The organism is Gilliamella apicola, assembly GCF_003202915.1.
Lineage (GTDB): Bacteria > Pseudomonadota > Gammaproteobacteria > Enterobacterales > Orbaceae > Gilliamella > Gilliamella apicola_Q.
In genome coordinates this window covers 453,129-473,294 of sequence record NZ_QGLP01000004.1, presented here as the reverse complement: position 1 = coordinate 473,294, position 20,166 = coordinate 453,129, and the positions used below count along the sequence as shown (strand labels likewise).

Sequence of the window (20,166 nt, the reverse complement as noted above, 5' to 3'; positions counted from 1 at the left end):
GGGTTATTGTTATGTTTAGTCAATTATTGAATCGTTTTTTGGAACAGCAAGATTCTAATGAATCAATGATTCTTCAATTAAATCAACATTGGATAGATTGGTTGCAACCAATTAGTCTGGACAAACCGGCTGGTGAAGATTTAACGTATTATGATTCTTTTCAAGAAATCAAAGAAGAAATTACCAAACTGTCAGGTGTTAATTACACGTTGATCTCAACAGAAAGTGAAACAATATTAAAACAAAACAGTAAAGATATTCGTGTTGCCACTTATTATTGTTTGGCTTGTTTACATCTCGATGGTAGCGAAGGATTTGCTGATGGTCTTGAGCTGCTCGCCGGATTATTAGATAAATTTGGTTCATCAATTTATCCTTCACGTTACAATGTTCGTAAAAATGCCATAGAGTGGCTTGCCAGTAGCAGATTTATTGATGAACTCAATAAATTACAACCGATTCCAGAGACGTGTTTAACGCGCATTATTGTCGCATTAAACTTGATTGATACCTGTTGCAAAGAATTGTTTGTTAGTGAGGATCCTAATCATCCGATTAACTCTCCCGATTTGACTGCATTGGTTAATTTTTTTTCTAATGGACTAAAACAACCTATCAATGTAAATAAGTCTGAAGAAAATACTGCATTGTCAACACCGCCTCCATTATCTGTAGCAAAAAGTGTTGAGGGTGAGGTAAAAATTAGCTCTCAACGAGACTTACTCGAACAAGCAAGAAAAATGGCCTCTTTTTTACGCGAAAAACCTGAAGGCTACTTAGCCGCAGGGCGCTTTTTACGAGTTGTTCGTTGGGATACTATTATTGAGTTACCACCAGCTGATCATCGCGGTAAAACACGATTACCGGCACCAAGAACTGAGCTTAAACAACAAATCAGTCGTTTAATTACTCAACAACAATGGCCCCAGCTCTTTGAACGAGTCGAAGGCGCATTTACGGAAAATGCTAACCACTTATGGTTAGATTTACAACGAGCGACGATAATGGCACTAAAAAAAATGGGTGAACCTTATCAATCATGGGCTGATATCTATTTGACCGATTTCGTTTTGATGCTTGAACGGTTAAATGGTATTGAACATCTTTGTTTTGAAAATGGGATGCCGTTTGCTGATGATGAAACATTGAGTTGGATCGCTAACAATGCACGTATCCATCATTTAGATGACGGTGACAGTATGGCCCCAATCGCCGTATCAGGCGAAAATGATTGGAATGAGATTGAAAAACAAGCGTTAAAACTTGCTCAGACCGAAAATTTAGAGAAAGCGTTTCAATGGCTGCAAAATTTACCGTCGCTACGTTCTCCTAAACAACGATACTTTTTACAATACACGCAAGCAAGAGTTGCTGAACAAATTGGTGAGTTTGATATTTCATTGAAACTTTTAAATGGTTTAAATGAACAACAGCAATGTATTACATTATTACAATGGGAACCGGAATTGTTATTTGATGTAAAACGATGTTTATTGCGATTAGTCAAACAAAAAAATCAAGTTAAAGATGGTAAAAAACCTAATGTCTCTAGCCAAATTGAACAACTACAACATGAATTAATGCAACTTGATCCAGCAAGAGCATTGAGTTTGATGTAGTGTCATTGATTGTATTTGCAGAGGAATAACAACATGATAATAAAAGAGATAAACAATGGATGATTTAATTCTACGCTATTACGAATCAGAGATGCGCTATTTGCGAGAAGCTGGAAAAGAGTTTGCGAAGATTCATCCTGATCGGGCAAGTCAATTGAATTTAGATCGTGTCGGTGACCGCGATCCTTATGTCGAACGCTTATTTGAAGGCTTTGCTTTTTTGACAGGACGACTACGTCAAAAAATTGATGATGATTTACCTGAACTTACTGAAAGTTTAGTTAGCCTGCTTTGGCCACATTATTTACGTTTAATTCCATCATTATCGATTGTAGAGCTTACGCCTGATTATGCAACGCTGACACGGCAAGAATTCATTCCTAAAGGATTGAAAGTGCAAAGTGAACCACTTGGTCAGGTAGGCACTAAGTGTCCTTATCGAACAACCCAAGACGTAATTTTGCAGCCCATCAAAATTAGTCAAGCTAAATTGGGGTTCCATCACGACGGACGAAGCCTCATCACCTTACGCTTAAGTTTTAGTGAGTTAGCTGATTTTGAACAGCTTGATTTGTCTAAGTTGCGCCTCTATTTAAATGCAGATGGGCCTATTGCTTCAACACTGCATTATGCCTTAACCCAACAGGTTGCTTCAATGCATTTACGTTACTCAAGCAATCCTGAAAATCGGATAAAAATGCAAGGGAAAATAACATCGGTTGGTTTTTCTGATGATGATCGCTTATGGTTAAAACCAGATAACGCTTTTGCTGGGTATCAGCTTTTATTAGAATATTTTGCTTTTCGTGAAAAATTTATGTTTGTTGATCTGCATGGATTAAATATTAATGAAGTACCTGCGCGTTGTTCCTATATCGATGTTGAGCTAGTTTTAAATGAAAATTGGCCAAGTGATATGCCGTTTGATCACGATAATATTCGTTTGCATTGTGTTCCGGTTATCAATCTATTTGATATGGAAGCTGATCCGATTACTGTCAACCAATTAGAGAGTGAATATTTACTGCGTCCATTATTGCGCCAAGATGGGCATATAGAGGTTTATTCTGTTGAGCATGTTGAAGCCATTACTCGTAATGGGCGTTATCGTTATGTACCCTTCACTAGCTTTAAGCATCGAGGAGGTATGTTAAGACATGATGCTCCAGAAAGGTACTATCATACCCGAGTTCGTAAAGGTGCTTCAGGATTACATGAAACTTGGTTAATTCTAGGCGGTAAAATTTGGGATAAAGATGAAATGCTTGAAACTGAAACATTATCATTACAAATAACTGGAACAAATGGTATGTTGCCTCGTAAAGCATTACGAAATGCACGTATTAATGAGCTTTTTCAAGCGCAAAAAAATATAGCCTATGTTCGAAATTTGTGTTCGCCAACATTACCTTGCTATCCGCCAACAGAAGATCGCTTTTTCTGGCGAGTGTTGTCACACTTAGCTCCTAACTATCTCTCATTAATGAATGCGGAAGTATTACGTGGAACTTTGGCATTATATGATTGGACAGATAACGAACTTAATCGCAGGCGATTAGACGGTATTGTTGATGTATCTCATCGAATGATTAAGCGTATCGAAAAAGGGATGTTACAACGAGGTATAGAAATAGAAGTTACACTTAATAGTTATCAATTTGCTGGTGAAGGCGATGTGATGCTTTTTGGGGAGTTGTTGCATCAATTTTTTGCACTGTATGCCGATGTTAACTTGTTTACCAAATTGGTTATTATTCTTTTACCGACAGGAAGAAAAATTGTATGGAACCAGAGCAAAATATCGAAAACAGCCTTTTAATGCAAACACTTGAAAATGTGTTGCCAAAAATGAATTTTTATCGTTTTTGTCAGCTACTTGAACAGATGTACGCAAATGAGCCGGTACTTGGTAGGTATGAAACACCAGCTGCAGATCCCTTACGTTTTGCGCCATCTATTGATATGTCATTTCCTGCTAGTGAACTAAAATTTATTGAAAGAGCACCTTATGTAAATCGACCACCTACTGTAAGAACTCGGTTTTTAGGATTATATGGGGTTGACTCCGCTCTACCTCTTGGTTTACTTGATAATATCATCCGTCGTGAAGAAAATTATCAAGCGATGACTGATTTTTTAGATATGTTTAATCATAGAATCATCACACAGTTTTATCGAATTTGGTTAAAATATCATTATCCGGCAAGTTTTTTAAGTGGCGGTAAAGATCCATTATCAAAATGTTTGCTAGGATTGACGGGGTTGGGCATCAAAGGGACAGCAGAACAAATTGGTACCCCATCATCCCGTTTTTTGGCATTATTAGGTTTGATCACCCAAAAAACACGCACCGCGGAAGGGATTATTGGATTAGTACGTGTTTTGGTAAATGATGCAAAAGTTGTTGTCAATGAATTTTATCCTATTTGGCAATCAATTGATAACCCAGCTAAATTAAGCAGTAAGGAACAAATCGCTCTAAATGGAAGTGCCGTGTTAGGCTCTCGTTTTAGAGAGTGTAATCAAACCATTCGTATTGCCATAACTCCACAACATAAAGAGCAAATTGCTGATTTATTACCTGGCGGGCAATTACATCATGATCTTTTGGCTTTGTTACGAGCTTATTTGGGGTACCAAGTTGATGCCAAAATGACACTCTATATTCAACGTCATTTTTTACCGCGTAGCAGGCTAACATCGAAAAATAGCCGATTAGGCCAAACAGCATCATTTACTAAGATCTCTGAAAATGGTGGAATTACTCAAGATGAAGTTGCTGTAAATATTGGACATTACTCAGGAATTGATTATGTTGCATAATAAAAAAGGAATAAGTATGAGATTAATTAATACATTTATGGCTTGTGTATTAACCATTGGATTAACCGGGTGTGGAATTGTACAAAGCACATATGAAGGCGCGGCAGACTTAACTAATTCTGTTTTCTCATGGAGTATTAGGACAATACATCTAGATATTACTGCAAGAGCCGAATTAAATATGGATGACGAAAAACTTTCTTCGCCAGTCGTCATTCGCATTTATCAATTAAAAGATGCCGAAACGTTTAATTCAGTATTTTATGAAGATCTGGTTAATAAAGATAGCGATGCATTAAAGGAATCATTACTCGAAAGTAAAGAACTGATTTTAAAACCAAACACGTCAGTTTCTGTTGATATTCCCTTTAATAAAAAAGCTGACGTAGTCGGTATTGCCGCACTTTATAGAGATCCAAATTTGAAAGAAAATAGTTGGCGACTTGTGTTAACACGTAGTGATTTACATATCAATAAACCACGCGAGATTATCGCAAGCCAATATACAATTAAACTACTGGATGAAAGTAAATGAGTGCTTCATTATACGATATTCTTTATGGTTATTTTGAATCAGGCATCCCTATTGATGATGTTGCCGAAAATGAACAAACCGTTATTAGTGTTATGGATAATATTGAACGTATCTTAAATAGTCGGGCTGGTGCAATTAAACATATGCCTGACTATGGTTTGCCTGATATGTCAACAATCTTCCAAGCCTTGCCTTCATCAGCTTATATTTTAATGAGAGCGATAGAACATACACTATTAACTTATGAACCAAGGATTTCCTCGATTGATATCAATATCGAAGAGAAAAACAATGACGCCATGGTATTGGCTTATGAACTTATTTGTCATTTAAAAGAAGGTGGACTAGTAAAGTATGGGACTTACTTTATGCCTGATGGCAAAGCCCTTTTAAAATATACTCGTAAAGGAATAAATACTAACTAATATTGGAGGCATTTTTAAGCGTTTTTAGGATAATGTCGAGTTAACTCATCTTAAGTAGTTACTCTTGGCGTTTATCTTCAAAATTATTATCCATTTCAGTATCAATTACCGTAATATAATCTGGTTTAGCTAATAAATTTGGATTATTTTTTTTTACAAAACATTTCTGGATCATAATAAAAAAAACCAAAGCCATCTCCTCCTTTATAAGGTCTTATAAAACGATCAACATTATCATTCCATTCTAATGAATATTTACCTTGGGCAATTAATTTCCGCACCTGCTTTTTACTTATATCAACTAAATCAATATTAGCAACATCTTGCCAACCCAATACGGAAAAAATTCGTTCTGCCAATTTAACATGGGTATTTATCATTTTATAATATAAAATTAAAATTGTTGGTATATAAAGTGCACCAATTCCAATATAAGCTGGAATTAGATTATCCAAAGTAAAATCACTTGATAGATAGACTAAACCTGCTGTAAACAATAAATAAAATAAAATTACTGGGATATGATAACGTTTTAAAGCGTGTTTACGTCCAGCAAAACAAGGGGGAATAAGCGAAATAATTTGCTCACTTGGTTTAAGCATAGCATACACTTCATAATGGTCAGTATGCTTTTCGGCTACAACCTCAACCAAATCACCTTCATTAAATTTTAAATAACCCAGCCAACCTTTTAACTTAATTGTGTTATTTAGTTTAGCTGTAAAATATTGTGCTTCAAAATAATTACTTACATGTATACTATCATCCTTATGCCCTAAGGCCGCTAAACCAGCACTATTATTCCCAGTTAATGTTGCAAGCGCCGCTCTGCTTCGTATTTTAGCATTCAGTTTTTTCCTCTCTTCTTTACTCAAATAAGCATCATCACCCACCGGTGCAGAACAGAATATTCCTTTAAACTCTGTAAGTGTACCCGTTATTTTTACTAAATTTTTAGGGGGTAAAATGGGATCAGTAATACTCACCCCTGTTTTTTTTAATAACTCTTCTTTATTATTATAAATAATATCGGTTCCATCATATTTTGCGTAGGGCATAATTGGCCTTTTTAATTTTTATTATTACTGTTTTTTTGCTTTCGCATTCGATAATCGGTATTCATTTAAGATCAGTTACCATAATCAATATATTTTCTGGTTTTTTCATCGCGAACCCACCACTCTAATCGGCTCTCGAAAATGTCTTTTTGTACGGAAAATGAATAGTCACCCTTTTGCGTTTATCTTCAAAATTATTATCCATTTCGGTATCAATCAGCGTAATATAATCTGGTTTAGCTACTAAATTCTGATTATTTTTTTTTACAAAACATTTTTGGATCATAATAGAAAAAACTCCAGCCATCTCCTCCTTTATAAGGTCTTATAAAACGATCAACATTATTATTCCATTCTAATGAATATTTACCTTGGGCAATTAATTTCCGCACCTGTTTTTTACTTATATCAACTAAATCAATATTAGCAACATCTTGCCAACCCAATACCGAAAAAATTCGTTCTGCCAATTTAACATATGTATTTATCTCTTTTTTATTTAAAATTAAAATTGTTGGTATATAAAATGCACCAATTCCAATATAAGCAGGAATTAGATTATCCAAAGTAAAATCACTTGATAGATAGACTAAACCTGCTGTAAACAATAAATAAAATAAAATTACTGGGATATGATAACGTTTTAAAGCGTGTTTACGTCCAGCAAAACAATGGGGAATAAGCGAAATAATTTGCTCACTCGGTTTAAGCATAGCATACACTTCATAATGGTCAGTATGCTTTTCAGCCACAACTTCAACCAAATCACCGTCATTAAATTTAAAATAACCCAGCCAACCTTTTAACTTAATTGTATTATTTAATTTAGCTGTAAAATATTGTGCTGGAAAATAATTACTTACATGTATACTATCATCATGCCCTAATGCCGCTAAACCAGCACTATTATTTCCAGTTAATGTTGCAAGCGCCGCTCCACTTCGTATTTTAGCACTCCGTTTTTTCCTCTCTTCTTTACTCATATAAGCATCATCACCCACCGGCGCATAACAGAATATTCCTTTAAACTCTGTAAGTGTACCCGTTATTTTTACTAAATTTTTAGGGGGTAAAATGGGATCAGTAATACTCACCCCTGTTTTTTTTAATAACTCTTCTTTATTATTATAAATAATATCGGTTCCATCATATTTTGCGTAGGGCATAATTGGCCTTTTTAATTTTTATTATTACTGTTTTTTTGCTTTCGCATTCGATAATCGGTATTCATTTAAGATCAGTTACCATAATCAACGTATTTTCTGGTTTTTTCATCGACAACGCACCACTCTAATCGGCTCTCGAAAATGTCTTTTTGTACGGAAAATTGATAGTTACTCTTGGCGTTTATCTTCAAAATTATCATCCATTTCGGTATCAATCAGCGTAATATAATCTGATTTAGCTAATAAATTCCGATTATTTTTTTTTACAAAACATTTCTGGATCATAATAGAAAAAATACCAACCATCTCCTCCTTTATAAGGTCTTATAAAACGATCAACATTATCATTCCATTCTAATGAATATTTACCTTGGGCAATTAATTTCCGCACCTGCTTTTTACTTATATCAATTAAATCAATGTTAGTAACATCTTGCCAACCCAATACGGAAAAAATTCGTTCTGCCAATTTAATATTGGTAGTTATCATTTTATAATATAAAATGAAAATTGTTGGTATATAAAATGCACCAATTCCAATATAAGCTGGTATTAGATTATCCAACGTAAAATCACTTGATAGATACACTAAACCTGCTGTAAATAATAAATAAAATAAAATTATTGGGATATGATAACGTTTTAAAGCGTGTTTACGCCCAGCAAAACAAAGGGGAATAAGCGAAATAATTTGCTCACTCGGTTTAAGCATAGCATACACTTCATAGTGATCAGTATGCTTTTCGGCTATAACTTCAACCAAATCACCGTCATTAAATTTAAAATAACCCAGCCAACCTTTTAACTTAATTGTATTATTTAGTTTAGCTGTAAAATATTGTGCTGGAAAATAATTACTTACATGTATACTATCATCCTTATGCCCTAATGCCGCTAAACCGGCACTGTTATTCCCAGTTAATGTTGCAAGCGCCGCTCTACTTCGTATTTTAGCATTCAGTTTTTTCCTCTCTTCTTTGCTCATATAAGCATCATCACCCAAAGGTGCATAACAAAATATTCCTTTAAACTCTGTAAGCGTACCCGTTATTTTTACTAAATTTTTAGGCGGTAAGATGGGATCAGTAATACTGACCCCCGTTTTCTTTAATAACTCTTCTTTATTATTATAAATAATATCGGTTCCATCATATTTTGCGTAGGGCATAATAGGCCTCTTATCTAATTTGATTAAATCAAAAAATATAATTGAAAAAGGTTTGCCATTCGCCAGAAGTGTATACTGGTCTATTTTTTTCAATCTCTGTTTATTGTCTCTCTTAAGGATAAGTGAAAATGGTTGCCAATTCACTAGGAGTAAATACTTGTTGATGATTTTCTTCCAACTCTCTTTTTTGTCGCTCTTGTTGAGCTTCTTCCCACTCTTTTTCGTATTTCATTAAAATCGCTTTAAATGCTTCGACTTCTTGTTGCTGAGATTCATAACGAGAAGATCTTTTTTCATGTAAACCACCTTGAAATTCACCAAAACGGCAACGCTCTAACCACTCTTCTATCTCATCAGGTTTATTCAATTCATATATCGCTTGGCAGATAAATAGTCCTAAATTTATCCATGGATTTAGTGCGAATATAAATAATAGCATTACACCTCTACCAGCAATGAATACTAGTCCTCCTAAAATAGCTTTTTTAGCAACAGCTTGAGTTATTAATTTAAGACAGGTATCAGTAATTTGCAGTAAACTTCTCTTCCCTAATTGCAAGAATATATCAACGGTACTAACAATAGCTGAAATAAATCCCATCCAATAAAAGGCTTTTTCTGCTTTTGTTTTATTTGATGTATCCTCATTCCAACTTATCGCAATTTGGGTGACACCTGAAATAAAGCCAAAAATATTACCAAAAAAGCCAAAATTCTTAAGTGTTTTATCATTTAGCTGATTATTTTGACCATGAACAACAGCAAATTTAAAACTTAACGAGATTATTCCGGTTGCCGCCATTATAAGTTTATAATTCGCTTCAAATTGTTGTGCTTGGGTTTTATAACGATCATCTGAAATTATTTCATATAAAGTTTTTAGCTGATAGAACGCCATAAAACCAATTAAGCCCTTGCCGGCGGTGGTGGTACTTAATATACCGTTCATTTTTTGATTGATGTTTTGATAAGCAATAGTCAACTTTGTGCCTGCTGTATTAAAATTATTAGCTACTGATTTTTTAAGGCGATTTGACCAATCATAATAAGCTTGCATTTTTCTTTCTAAAGCCGATTTAGATAACTGAGGGGATGGATTAATAGCAATAAAAAAAGCTTCAGCAAAAGCAGATGAAATTTTACCGCCTTGGACTTGCAGATATTTTAGAAAAACCACAGATGTAGCAAGTATATTGGCTTTAATAGGCTGTATATACATAGCGGTAATTTGGGCATCGGTTGAATTGCCATCTAATAAAAAATTACGTTGACCTTCGAATATAGTTGCTAATCTTTTGCCTAATTCAAGTGAATTTGATGTTTCTTCTTCTTTGTTTAGAATGCTAAAATCGAAGTTAATCAGTGTATCTACCCAAGCTTCAAATATTTTCGATTCTTCCGATTCTTCAGCTTCTTCAGAAAAGCTTAAAACTGTTGACAATTTATCTAATAATTGCCCATAATCTTCCCGTTGCATTGGTGTTGTTTTATCTAAACCATGCATCAGATTGATATATTTTTGTTGCTGCTCTTTAGTTAATTTTCGTTTGGCAAATACAGCTGACCAGACTATATTATGGGCATCTAAGGTTTGATCAGTAATCAATTGGGTAAATAATTTAACAACTCTATCATTATCAACATGCGTTCCTAACGTCATTAAAATATCGTTGGCAAATGCAAGATAATCATCACTGTCTTGTGCAAAATCATCGGCAGCCAATGATAGCGGGTGTTTTTCCTTTTGTTTGAAGCAATCAATCCATTTAATTAAATCTTCAATTAGTCTTTCAACATAACTGCCACTTTCTTGTAAAAATTGATTATATTTTTTTCTGTAATTATCATAAGCAAATAAGCCAACATCGCTGTGTAATAACCTATTTTTATACTTACGCCAACGCTTTTCAGCCGATGCTTCAGTTCCGTTTTGTTTATGCCAATTTACTTCATAATCTTTAGCTTTTACTTCAAGCTCATTTCGAATTAAGTTACATTGATTGTTTAATTTTTCAATTTTACTTGTTTCTGATCTATTACTTAATGCAAATATATCTTTAAGAATACTTGCAAACCTATCCTCGCCTAACTCTTTTAATAAGTAATTTTGCTCCGTAAAATTTACCAATTCTTTAGCATTCCATTTACATGAATTTAAATGAATATCTAAATCAGATGTATAGGGGTTGTGATAGGAAAAATTTGAATCATATGCAGTAAAATTTTTTGCCTGATTGACAATTTTAATTACTCTTTCGCCTTTTGCTTTCTCTGCTGTAGACCATCCTGGTATTCTTCTTGTAGAAGACGGTAGACCAGAGGCGCTTGGAGGATCTATTGGCTTTCGATAATATTCGACATCTGAAAGATATTCTTTATTTTGTTGGCGAATATGTTTTTTAAAATTTTGCTGGTTATTGTTTAAATCATCATTTTTAATAAATTGTTCAAAAAATTCAATACTACTGCATGTTAAGTTTTCCCATTGTCTTTCTGTTATCACTTTTTTAAATGCTGCAAGTGCGCTATTTCCCCAATTACTTAATTCAGCAACAATTCCTATACTATCCATCAAAGCTACCATCATAGCCGGAGCTTTGGTATTATTACGTTGTTTTGATTGGATCTTACGATATATAAACGCTGAGTAACCTTCTGTTAACTGAGAGGATTCTTTAGAATAGTATGATAAATTAAGCCATGGGGTTAAAGTTGTTCTTCTTTTAAACAACGATTTATCATATTCGAATACCGAACTTTCAGTAATTGCAGCAATTGGACTTGTTGAAATCGGAGAATTATTATCCCGATAATTATATAAATAAGGAAATGTTTCAGGATTTTTACCATAAAATTGGTTAGATGTATCACTCGGTTGTAATAAATAATCAATATATTGACTTTCTATTGTACTGGCTATCGCTTCTTTAGTTATGGGGGTGATACCATTTGCGCTTTCTTGTTTTTGTATCCACTCTTTTGGTCTTATAACCTGCATACGAATATCACGTTTATCTTCTTCATTAAGATATTTTCTTAAAGTATCTAGACTCCATTTATGTTCACTATAAGCTAACCATGCTTTATCACATTTATCGGGTTTGGTCAGAACAATAAATGCAATATTACTTGCTTCATGTGCACTATTGCTGCAACTTGTTTCAACATCACCTAATGGGATGGTCTGTTGCTCATTATTTGCACTTTTTATATCATCACCGAATCGTAATAAATCTAACTCTTTGCTAATATCTATCTGCCAAAATCCACCATTTTCATCTACTTTATATACCGAAACGTCTAAATCTATTGCATTATCTTCATATTGACAAAAAAGATAAAGATAACCTTTTCTAGTCGTTCTTAGTACATATTTACTATCTTTATTTAAGGATAAGAGCTCTTTTTTTTCTGCCCATTTTGGTAAATGAGTAAGCATTTGTGCTGGAGATACAGCATAACGAACAGGATAGATTGGTAACCCACAAGAACGACATTTTTCACACAGACTCATTTTTTCCTCCTGTTTTGTTCATATTTAAATCATCTTTGATTTTATTCCATTGTGACGAGGTAATATTTTTTAGCTGAGCAACCAATGGGCAATTATTATTTTGTTTAATAACTTGAGAAATAACATCATGGTCGATAAATTCAGGATGGATAGTTAAACTGTAATAAGCGTATTCTGATAGGTCATTTTTACTTTTATATCCTCTTCTTTCAGCATTTTCAAAAGCTTTCATTATAATTGCATCTGCTTGATTTTCGGATATCGTATAGTGAGGATGAAAAAAATGGTAACGAGCAAGTGTTTGATTACGACTTTCAATCCAACCAATTTGTCTCCATTGCTGTTCGCTAATAATACAATTAAAATTTGTATGTCGGCTCATATGTCTAGTATTTTTTTCGATAACTAATTGTCTATCACTATTTATATATAACCAAAAATAGATGAATTTAACTAACATGTTTGTTTGCTCATCAGATAAAATATTCAATAACACAGGTAGTACTGCCGGATCGTAATAACGTAATAGTTCAATGCTTTCATTATTCTGTTGAATAGCCACACTACCCATATTTCTGGCTAACATTTCAATATTCAATGGTGAAAAAAACCAACCATATACAGAGCGAGGTTTTGCAAATAACGTATTTTGAGGAGCTACCTCCAAATAAAATTGCTCAATGCTTTGTTGTAATATAATTCGATCTTTTTCTTTAGCTAAATTAAGTTTAATTAATCCAGGTGTAGGCTTAATGTTGTAACTTACATATTGAAATAGTACTAACTCTTTTTTTGCGATTTTATCCTCAAAGTTTGTTTTTTTATTATTAGATTGATAAATAAGATAAAAATATCCATCCGTTTGTGATGATAAATCTATAATCTTCTGAAAAATTTCCTTAATTCTTTCAGCGTTATCTATTGGTATTACTTGATTATTACTATTCATTATTTATCCCAGTGTAACGTTACCTTTTTGTAAATTACTTGCTTCTTGTATAGATATTTCACAACCAGTAGGTAATTTAGGATTCATTTTTTGACTTACCGGTCCCATTTTTTGCATAGCATTACTCTTGATATAAACATTATCGGCGGTGCCCAGCTCAATCCCGGAACTGCTGATTTTGATATATGAGCCGCCACAGATTAACGTCAGCGCTTTACTTGCGGTAATCGTCATTTCTCCATCAACACTGTCTATTTGAATATCTTGCTTGGCAGCCATATTCAGGTCGGCATTTTGTGCCTGTACCTCAATATCACCCTGATTGGCAAAGATTTTCATTCCTGATTTATGGGCAAATATACCGATGGATTCAGCCGATGAGACGGTGATATTTTTTAATGCATTGATGTCCGTTTGGTTTTCACTGGTCACCGATACACTGTTCGAGGTTGATAGTTGGATGTTTTCCGGACTGGTTAAAGCGATGCCTTCTTGGGCATAAGCAAGAATGCCACTTTGGGCTAACTGGGTTAATGTCGCTTTAAGTTGTTCTTGACTGTCGGTATCCGCAACATGGGCTTCAGATTCGCTGGCGGCATTTTGTAAAGCTTTGGCAATCGATAGCGCATTTTCAAGCTGAGTAATGGCCGCTTGCATATCAAGCTGTTTGCCCCGTGCCTTAGGCGCGGTCTGACTGGTCAGGTATAAGCCTCTATTGGCAGCAATCGCCCCCCCACTCATCGGTGCGCAGTTCAAAGCCTTCACCACGCTGCTCTTTGTTTTGGTCAACTAAATGCCCGATGTTAAGTTGGGTTTTACCGTATTCGGTGGCTAACTTGATGTGCTCTTGTCCGCGCTTATCATCCATCCGTAACTTATTATTCGCCGGTGTGCGAATCACATTACGATGTTTGTTTTTGGTGGTCACATGGTCAGGGTGACAACTGTCATGCATCGCATGCGCAATATAAGGTCGGTCCGGATTACCATTAGTAAAGGCAACGGCTACCTCGGTACCGTCAATCAATGGAAAGTGAAAACCATAAGTACTACCGGCATACGGTTTAGCCAGCCTTAACCATAAACTCTCTTCACCGTTTCGCCACGCTTTTAAGTCAAAGTTAAATTTAACTCGATAGCGCCCTTGGGTATCAATATAACCATAGGTGTCATTATCTGGACTGGTCACTCGTGCCGGTAAGGTGCCATCAATGATCGGGAAAGGAATTGGCTCTGGGCGGTAAGGTTTTAATGGCTGGTAAGGTATGGCGGTAAAACTCAGTTCATAAGCATCACTGCGGTTTCCCTGTCCTTGCACCGTCAATATCATTATCCCTTCATCGATTCCGGCAATCGCACTGCCTTTGATGCGAATATGTTGGCCCGGCGCTAAATTGGCTTGGTTACTTTTACCTCGGATAAGAATTTGACGGCTGATTGCTCGCTCATGACGAATACGGGCATACCATTCACCGCTTTCAACGCTCTTACCCGCCTTACCTATATTACCTATATTATTTATATTACCTATATTATTTATATTACCTATATTACTTATGCTACCTATACTATCCGCATTACTTGCACTAACAAAACCAGTGCTAATAGAACGGCTATTATCGCGACTGTTATTACCAATATTATCGTTATTATTGTCGTTATTATTATCGTTACTGTCTTGAATGTCTTGACTGTCGTCGGTATCAATATCGTCACCGTTTTTATCATCGTCGTCATCATTATTTAGCGGGTCACTATTAATGCTATTATTGCGGTTACCACTGCTATTTAACCCTTTGTAGTGCTCATCATAACGATAATCAGTGCCATAAGTGGTGTTATCTTTCGGTTGGCTGTTGACTTCACCGAGTAAATTCGCCTGCGCATCTCGGTAGTTATACTCCTGCACTTTTACCGAAGTTTCCACCATTTGACTGTGTAATGACATATCCCAGACACTTTCAACACTGTTATCCAGTGTGCCACTCGGTTGTTTGCAGACAATATCCGCCACCTGCTGATAACCTTGTTCATAATCACTGATAACCATCACATCACAATGGTGCTCGCCATGCGCTTCAAAGCGAAAATAGACCCCCACATCAGCAAGCAGTCTTTGAATAAACTCAAGGTCACTCTCCTGCCACTGGGTGATAAACTCACGCTCCGGATATTGCTCTTTAAGCGCTAAACGATAATCAATCCCGGTATAACCATGACTACGCAATACCTCTTCAACCACACTAATAACGCTTTGATGTTGAAAAATGGCACAGTTATGACTTAATGCCAGTTTGGCCAATCGCGAGGACAAAACAACTTGATAACGCGCCTCATCTTTACTGACTGATAATTGACTGAACTGGGTTATCACACCATACAGAGTGCGCGAGCCACCTTGAGAGAATAGTGAGTTTAATAAATTGAGTGGATTGAATTGGGTTAAAGAGTTAAGTGAATCGAGAGGATTGGATTGCTTAAATTTATCTAGCTGCTTTAATGACTCAGGCGGTTTTAGTGCATCTAAAGGATTAGCGGAAGTGAGAGAGTTAAGCGCCTTAAGTCCTTTATTGTCCAAACCACTTAAATTGCTAAGGCTAGCTGGGTTAAAAATCAAATGGGCATTTTGATTAAGAAATGACGCAACAGACAGATGTTTATTCGAGCTAGTGAAGGTAATGGTATAATGCCAAGGCTGGTTAAGTTGCTCATTACCCTCAACCTGCAAGACTGAAACCTCAGCCGATAAACCATCAATATTTAACGTATAACGATTGTGACCTGCTCCACCAACTACACTGTGCTTTAAGCCACGATTTAAACCTTTGTCCAACAACTCCATTAAATTAGTTAATTTTCTATCCATGTTATCCTCGATATATTTTAGGTATATAGCAAATACAACAATGTTTTATTGACCTATTTATGGTGATTAATAATTATTTAGTGCAACCCTCCGTTAACAATTTAATTATTTTGGTAGTTATTGTTATAAGTAAAACGATTTAATGAATTTATATTAAAAAACAATCTAAATATGAATATAAAATACACTAATCTTCGTATTTTGCAATATTCTTTACCTTTATTTAAATTTTAATTAGATAGTTAACTTACTGACATTGTTAATAAATAAAATGATATGAAAAATTGTCATCTAAACATGATCAAGCAAGAATTAACAAAATTTTGCTGGTTTAGATTTTTTTGAGTATTTTAGCGAATAGTTACAGACGAACGCTACATAATCAACAATCGCAACGAGCATAACTATGTGTTCTAACAACCTAATATAAAATGGATGAAATTGCTGATTTTATGGTTTTCAATGAGGCAATAAAACATTGCGCATTTGAAATTAATAACAGATTTTCTTTGTTTTAGTGCAAAATGTCCACTTTTTAAGTGGGTACTATGTTTTTCTTATCTAAATTATTTCAATCAAACAAATTAAAAACCGTTAATCTATGGTTAGAAGAATATGTCAAAATCTTAGCTGAGCGTAAGTTGAAACCGAAAACCAGAGAAATAAAAGCTTACCTTATTAAAGTTATTCGTCGAGAAATTGGCGAGCAATTAGTAAAAGTAATAACACCTGCCGACATAGCGAAAATTATTAAAATCTATACAGACCAGGACAAGGCTCCTTCTGCTAAGAATATGTATCATCTTTTAACGGATGTGTTTAGGGAAGCCTACGCCCAAGGTTGGAATGATAAAAATCCTGTCGACCCAATAAAATGCCCAAAAGTCGTGGTGAAACGATCGCGTATGACCTTAAATGAGTTTAAAAAAATATTAAATGAGGCAGAAAAAACAGATAACAAGGTTATGCATAAAGCAATGATGCTAGCTTTAGTTACGGGGCAACGCCGTTCTGATATAGCTGTAATGAAAAAATCGAATGTAAAACGAAACCACTTATTAATTGACCAATACAAAACTGGCGCCAAAATAGCATTACCTGTTAAATTAGAGTGCAAAAAAATTGGCATGTCATTACGGGATATTATCGATTCCTCAAAAAATGATTATTTAATTTCTATTAATAATAAACCGATTAAATTAGAAAGTATAACCAAACAATTTGCGCAATTACGTGATAGAACGTTCAAAAGAAGTTATTGGACTGGTACACCTACCACTTTTCATGAAATTAGATCATTGGCCGAGCGTCTGTATCGAGAGCAAAACATAGATACAATGACCTTGCTCGGTCATAAATCTCAACAAATGACTGATAAATATAATGATAATCGAGGTAGAGAATATAAAAAATTGAAGGTGAGTAAATCCACCTACTTATGAGGTAGGTAACGTCCTAAATTTCCTAAAAGAGGTTAATTTTTATGTTTTACCAACATTTAAAAAGCAAAACATGTTAGGAAAAGGATTTTTATCTCAGAATGGATATGCTCAAATACCGTTATCTATTGAAGGAACAATTAAGTTTTTAATTGTCCAATGGGGTAGTAGTGTGGCATACGGTCCGCGTTATTTTACATATCCGATTTCATTCCCCAATAATTATTTGTGTTCTTTTGCTACATCGAACGATGTTGGAGGATCATTTGTATCAGTTGACACAGCTAAAATAGCTAATCTAAAGACTCAGATACATTTGTCTCCGTATTCAGTTTCTGGTGTAGTAATTTCAGAGCGAGTAGTCGCAATAAATTGGTTATCAATAGGTTATTAATTATGTCTATTTATTATAATTCAAAAAATAATTGTTTTTATGATTCAAATATCAATGAAGTTTCATCAGATTCTATTAAAATTAGTAGTAAATATCATTTTGAGTTGTTAGAAAAACAATCTCAAGGATTTGTAATTAAATCTGATGCAAACGGTTATCCATTTGCCGTCGAATCTGTTTTGACCGCAGATGAAATAATAATGATCAATACATCAAAACAGCAACAATTATTAAATGTTGTAAATGCAGAAATTGATATATTAAATAGATCAGTTCGTCTACGTCGAGCGACTGACGCAGACAAAAAAAGATTAGAGTTATTAGAAAATTACTCAATTGATTTATATGAACTCGATTTAAGTAACCCCGATGTTGTTATTCCTGAAAAGCCCTAAAGGGCTTTTTTAGGTAGTTCAGGAAATATTAAGTCAGGAGCAGACAAATCGGCTTGCGATACATCGATTGTAAATAGTTCAAGTTGTTCAAGTAGAAGTTTGTCTGCATCCTCCGCACGATTATATTTTATGGCTCGCTCTAAAATGATTATTTGCTCATTTGCAATATTTAATAATTGTTGTTGTTTTACCGTATTGATTTCAATTTTATCGTCGTCAGTCATTAATTCAACTACATCAACCAACATTAATTGACCATTTTTAATAATTAACTGTTTGCCCCGAGGAATTTCAGTTGTAAAAAACCAATGTTCATCAGGTAATTCAATCACATTATTATCTATATCATGAACCCCTTTTATAACCTCAGTTAATGAGTTTTTATTAAAATATCGCATACTAGTATCCTTCTGCTGTGTATGAACATGCAAAACTGCTCATTGCTGTCAATTCATATCCAATCGATGCTGCAGTTAATCCAATTTTAGTTAAATCGTAAACGACATAGTTAATTATTTCTACTGCCTCGGTCGTTGTTTCAATCGATGCTTGCACTGAGATGATATTTTCAGTAAACGCAATTGGAAACGGAATGATTACGCAACTTTTAGGAGTTGCTGAAAATAAGGGGTTGTTTGCTGGCCATTTGTTTCCAACCCGTTTAAAACCATCATTGTATATTTCAAACCAACCATGAGCATTTGCTCCCTTAGAAATCATAAAACGTGCAACAGGATTCCCTTGAATTTTAATATTTCCAAAATTCACTTGAGCACCTACCTCATAAGTAGGTGCCTCTGCCTGTATTTTTTTTATCGCTGGCAGCGCGTTAATATCATTAGCCGTTAATGTGACATTTGATTTCAATTCATAACCATTAATTTGGGTTATTTTCGGTACTAATTTGTTGAACTCTTTTTGTAGTTCTTGCTGAGTATTCACCTTGTGATTTTGCATCGTGGTTGATAATAAATCATCGACATATTTACGAGTAGCGAGTACCACAGATGGATCTATTTTTAACGCTACACAATCTACATTATCAACGATGATAATCATTCGAATAACCTGAGTTCGACCACTGCCTTCAGAGAGTTGTGGTTTATAAGTTGCCGGACAATTACCAACAGCAATTAAAGTATTACTCTCATCGTATAAACCGATTTCATGAATAAACCATCCCCCCTGATTTTCCGGAATAACTAATTCCGCAATAATTTGATTAGGATTTTTTTCATCAGTGGTTAATGAATTAAGTGGTGCTTGATACACTTCATGAATAAGGCTAGTTTGATTGGCATTTGGTGTAGTCGCACTACCATTTCCATCCCCAACGGCCATCTTAGTTAATTTGAGTGGCACACCTAAAGCAGTAGCATTTGCCAGTAAAGCCGCTCCTTGTTGAGTAATTAACGTATAAAATTTTTGACTCATATTTTCATCCTTTAAATAAAAAATCGAATCGCTAATGAGGCGATCGAATGAGCTGATTGTGTTTGTTTCGAATATCCAATTTATGAATACACTATCAAAATGTATTGGATCTGCATTTCATAAAATGGCTTGCTAAAAATAATGACACAATTAAAAAAAATGAGTTAACGAATAGATTTGTAACCAAAATTATTACAAACTGCTAAGGAAACAACTCGTTAGGAATATAAGATATGAAAACACTTCCGAGAAATTAGCAAATTTTTTGTTTTTTAGTTATGGTTTTAGCGTATAAACATCAATTTGACCAATTCCATTGACATTTAAATCAGATGTTGTGGCTTTATATAATATCATAACCATGAAAAGCGAATTTATGAT

The 20,166-nt window shown here is 34.6% G+C and carries 16 protein-coding genes and 1 pseudogene; 8 read left to right on the top strand and 9 right to left on the bottom strand.

The annotated features are described in order from the left end of the window. The first annotated feature begins 11 nt into the window (after positions 1-11). Genes tssA through tssE form a run of 5 tightly spaced genes read left to right on the top strand, consistent with a single transcriptional unit; the run spans position 12 to position 5,402 of the window. Positions 12-1,619, top strand: a complete 1,608-nt coding sequence (gene tssA, locus DKK79_RS03665; RefSeq protein ID WP_110422889.1) for a type VI secretion system protein TssA — start codon at positions 12-14, stop codon at positions 1,617-1,619. A gap of 55 nt (positions 1,620-1,674) precedes the next feature. Continuing rightward, a complete protein-coding gene (gene tssF, locus DKK79_RS03660) occupies positions 1,675-3,438 on the top strand; it encodes a type VI secretion system baseplate subunit TssF (RefSeq protein WP_110422888.1) in 1,764 nt (587 codons plus the stop codon). Next, positions 3,402-4,442, top strand: coding sequence for a type VI secretion system baseplate subunit TssG (gene tssG, locus DKK79_RS03655; RefSeq protein WP_110422887.1), 1,041 nt, complete (start codon positions 3,402-3,404; stop codon positions 4,440-4,442). The genes tssF and tssG overlap by 37 nt, the downstream gene beginning before the upstream one ends. A 16-nt stretch (positions 4,443-4,458) precedes the next feature. Continuing rightward, on the top strand, positions 4,459-4,977 hold the full coding sequence (gene tssJ / locus DKK79_RS03650) for a type VI secretion system lipoprotein TssJ (protein ID WP_181415219.1): 519 nt from the start codon (positions 4,459-4,461) through the stop codon (positions 4,975-4,977). After that, complete coding sequence (tssE, locus tag DKK79_RS03645; protein WP_110422885.1) at positions 4,974-5,402, top strand: type VI secretion system baseplate subunit TssE; 429 nt, start codon at positions 4,974-4,976, stop codon at positions 5,400-5,402. The genes tssJ and tssE overlap by 4 nt, the downstream gene beginning before the upstream one ends. A 143-nt stretch (positions 5,403-5,545) precedes the next feature. Here the strand turns inward: tssE and DKK79_RS03640 are convergent, their stop codons facing one another. From DKK79_RS03640 to DKK79_RS03610, 7 genes are all read right to left on the bottom strand, one after another. Then, positions 5,546-6,460, bottom strand: a complete 915-nt coding sequence (locus DKK79_RS03640) for a putative type VI secretion system effector (protein ID WP_110422884.1) — start codon at positions 6,458-6,460, stop codon at positions 5,546-5,548. A 254-nt stretch (positions 6,461-6,714) separates the two neighbouring features. After that, entirely contained in the window at positions 6,715-7,626 is a 912-nt protein-coding gene (locus DKK79_RS03635; protein WP_110422883.1) for a putative type VI secretion system effector, read from the bottom strand. A gap of 253 nt (positions 7,627-7,879) precedes the next feature. Further along, positions 7,880-8,938 carry a putative type VI secretion system effector gene (locus tag DKK79_RS03630; protein ID WP_146211979.1) on the bottom strand — a complete coding sequence of 353 codons (1,059 nt, stop codon included), beginning with the start codon at positions 8,936-8,938 and terminating at the stop codon, positions 7,880-7,882. Next, positions 8,907-12,308, bottom strand: a complete 3,402-nt coding sequence (locus DKK79_RS03625; RefSeq protein ID WP_110422881.1) for a T6SS effector BTH_I2691 family protein — start codon at positions 12,306-12,308, stop codon at positions 8,907-8,909. The genes DKK79_RS03630 and DKK79_RS03625 overlap by 32 nt, the downstream gene beginning before the upstream one ends. Beyond that, positions 12,295-13,257: a DUF4123 domain-containing protein gene (locus DKK79_RS03620; protein ID WP_110422880.1), complete on the bottom strand. Its 963-nt coding sequence runs from the start codon at positions 13,255-13,257 to the stop codon at positions 12,295-12,297. Before DKK79_RS03620 ends, DKK79_RS03625 begins: the two co-directional genes overlap by 14 nt. A gap of 3 nt (positions 13,258-13,260) precedes the next feature. Further along, positions 13,261-14,013, bottom strand: a complete 753-nt coding sequence (locus DKK79_RS03615) for a DUF2345 domain-containing protein (RefSeq protein ID WP_146211978.1) — start codon at positions 14,011-14,013, stop codon at positions 13,261-13,263. Further along, a complete protein-coding gene (locus tag DKK79_RS03610; protein WP_110422878.1) occupies positions 13,970-16,123 on the bottom strand; it encodes a type VI secretion system Vgr family protein in 2,154 nt (717 codons plus the stop codon). Before DKK79_RS03610 ends, DKK79_RS03615 begins: the two co-directional genes overlap by 44 nt. Before the next feature lie 548 nt (positions 16,124-16,671). Between DKK79_RS03610 and DKK79_RS03605 the strand changes: the two genes are divergently transcribed. The 3 genes from DKK79_RS03605 to DKK79_RS03595 all read left to right on the top strand — a co-directional run bounded on the left by DKK79_RS03605 (position 16,672) and on the right by DKK79_RS03595 (position 18,351). Beyond that, the gene (locus DKK79_RS03605) at positions 16,672-17,565 is read left to right on the top strand and encodes a tyrosine-type recombinase/integrase (RefSeq protein ID WP_110422877.1); all 894 of its coding nucleotides are present in this window, start codon (positions 16,672-16,674) and stop codon (positions 17,563-17,565) included. Positions 17,566-17,635: 70 nt separating this feature from the next. After that, entirely contained in the window at positions 17,636-17,956 is a 321-nt protein-coding gene (locus DKK79_RS03600; protein ID WP_110422876.1) for a gp53-like domain-containing protein, read from the top strand. Positions 17,957-17,958: 2 nt separating this feature from the next. Next, a complete protein-coding gene (locus DKK79_RS03595; RefSeq protein WP_110422875.1) occupies positions 17,959-18,351 on the top strand; it encodes a tail fiber assembly protein in 393 nt (130 codons plus the stop codon). Here the strand turns inward: DKK79_RS03595 and DKK79_RS03590 are convergent. Together DKK79_RS03590 and DKK79_RS14830 are read right to left on the bottom strand one after the other, a co-directional pair. After that, on the bottom strand, positions 18,348-18,749 hold the full coding sequence (locus DKK79_RS03590) for a tail fiber assembly protein (protein WP_110422874.1): 402 nt from the start codon (positions 18,747-18,749) through the stop codon (positions 18,348-18,350). The genes DKK79_RS03595 and DKK79_RS03590 overlap by 4 nt on opposite strands. A gap of 574 nt (positions 18,750-19,323) precedes the next feature. Beyond that, a pseudogene (locus DKK79_RS14830) lies at positions 19,324-19,785 on the bottom strand (phage tail protein); the annotation flags it as partial. Positions 19,786-20,166 lie beyond the last annotated feature (381 nt).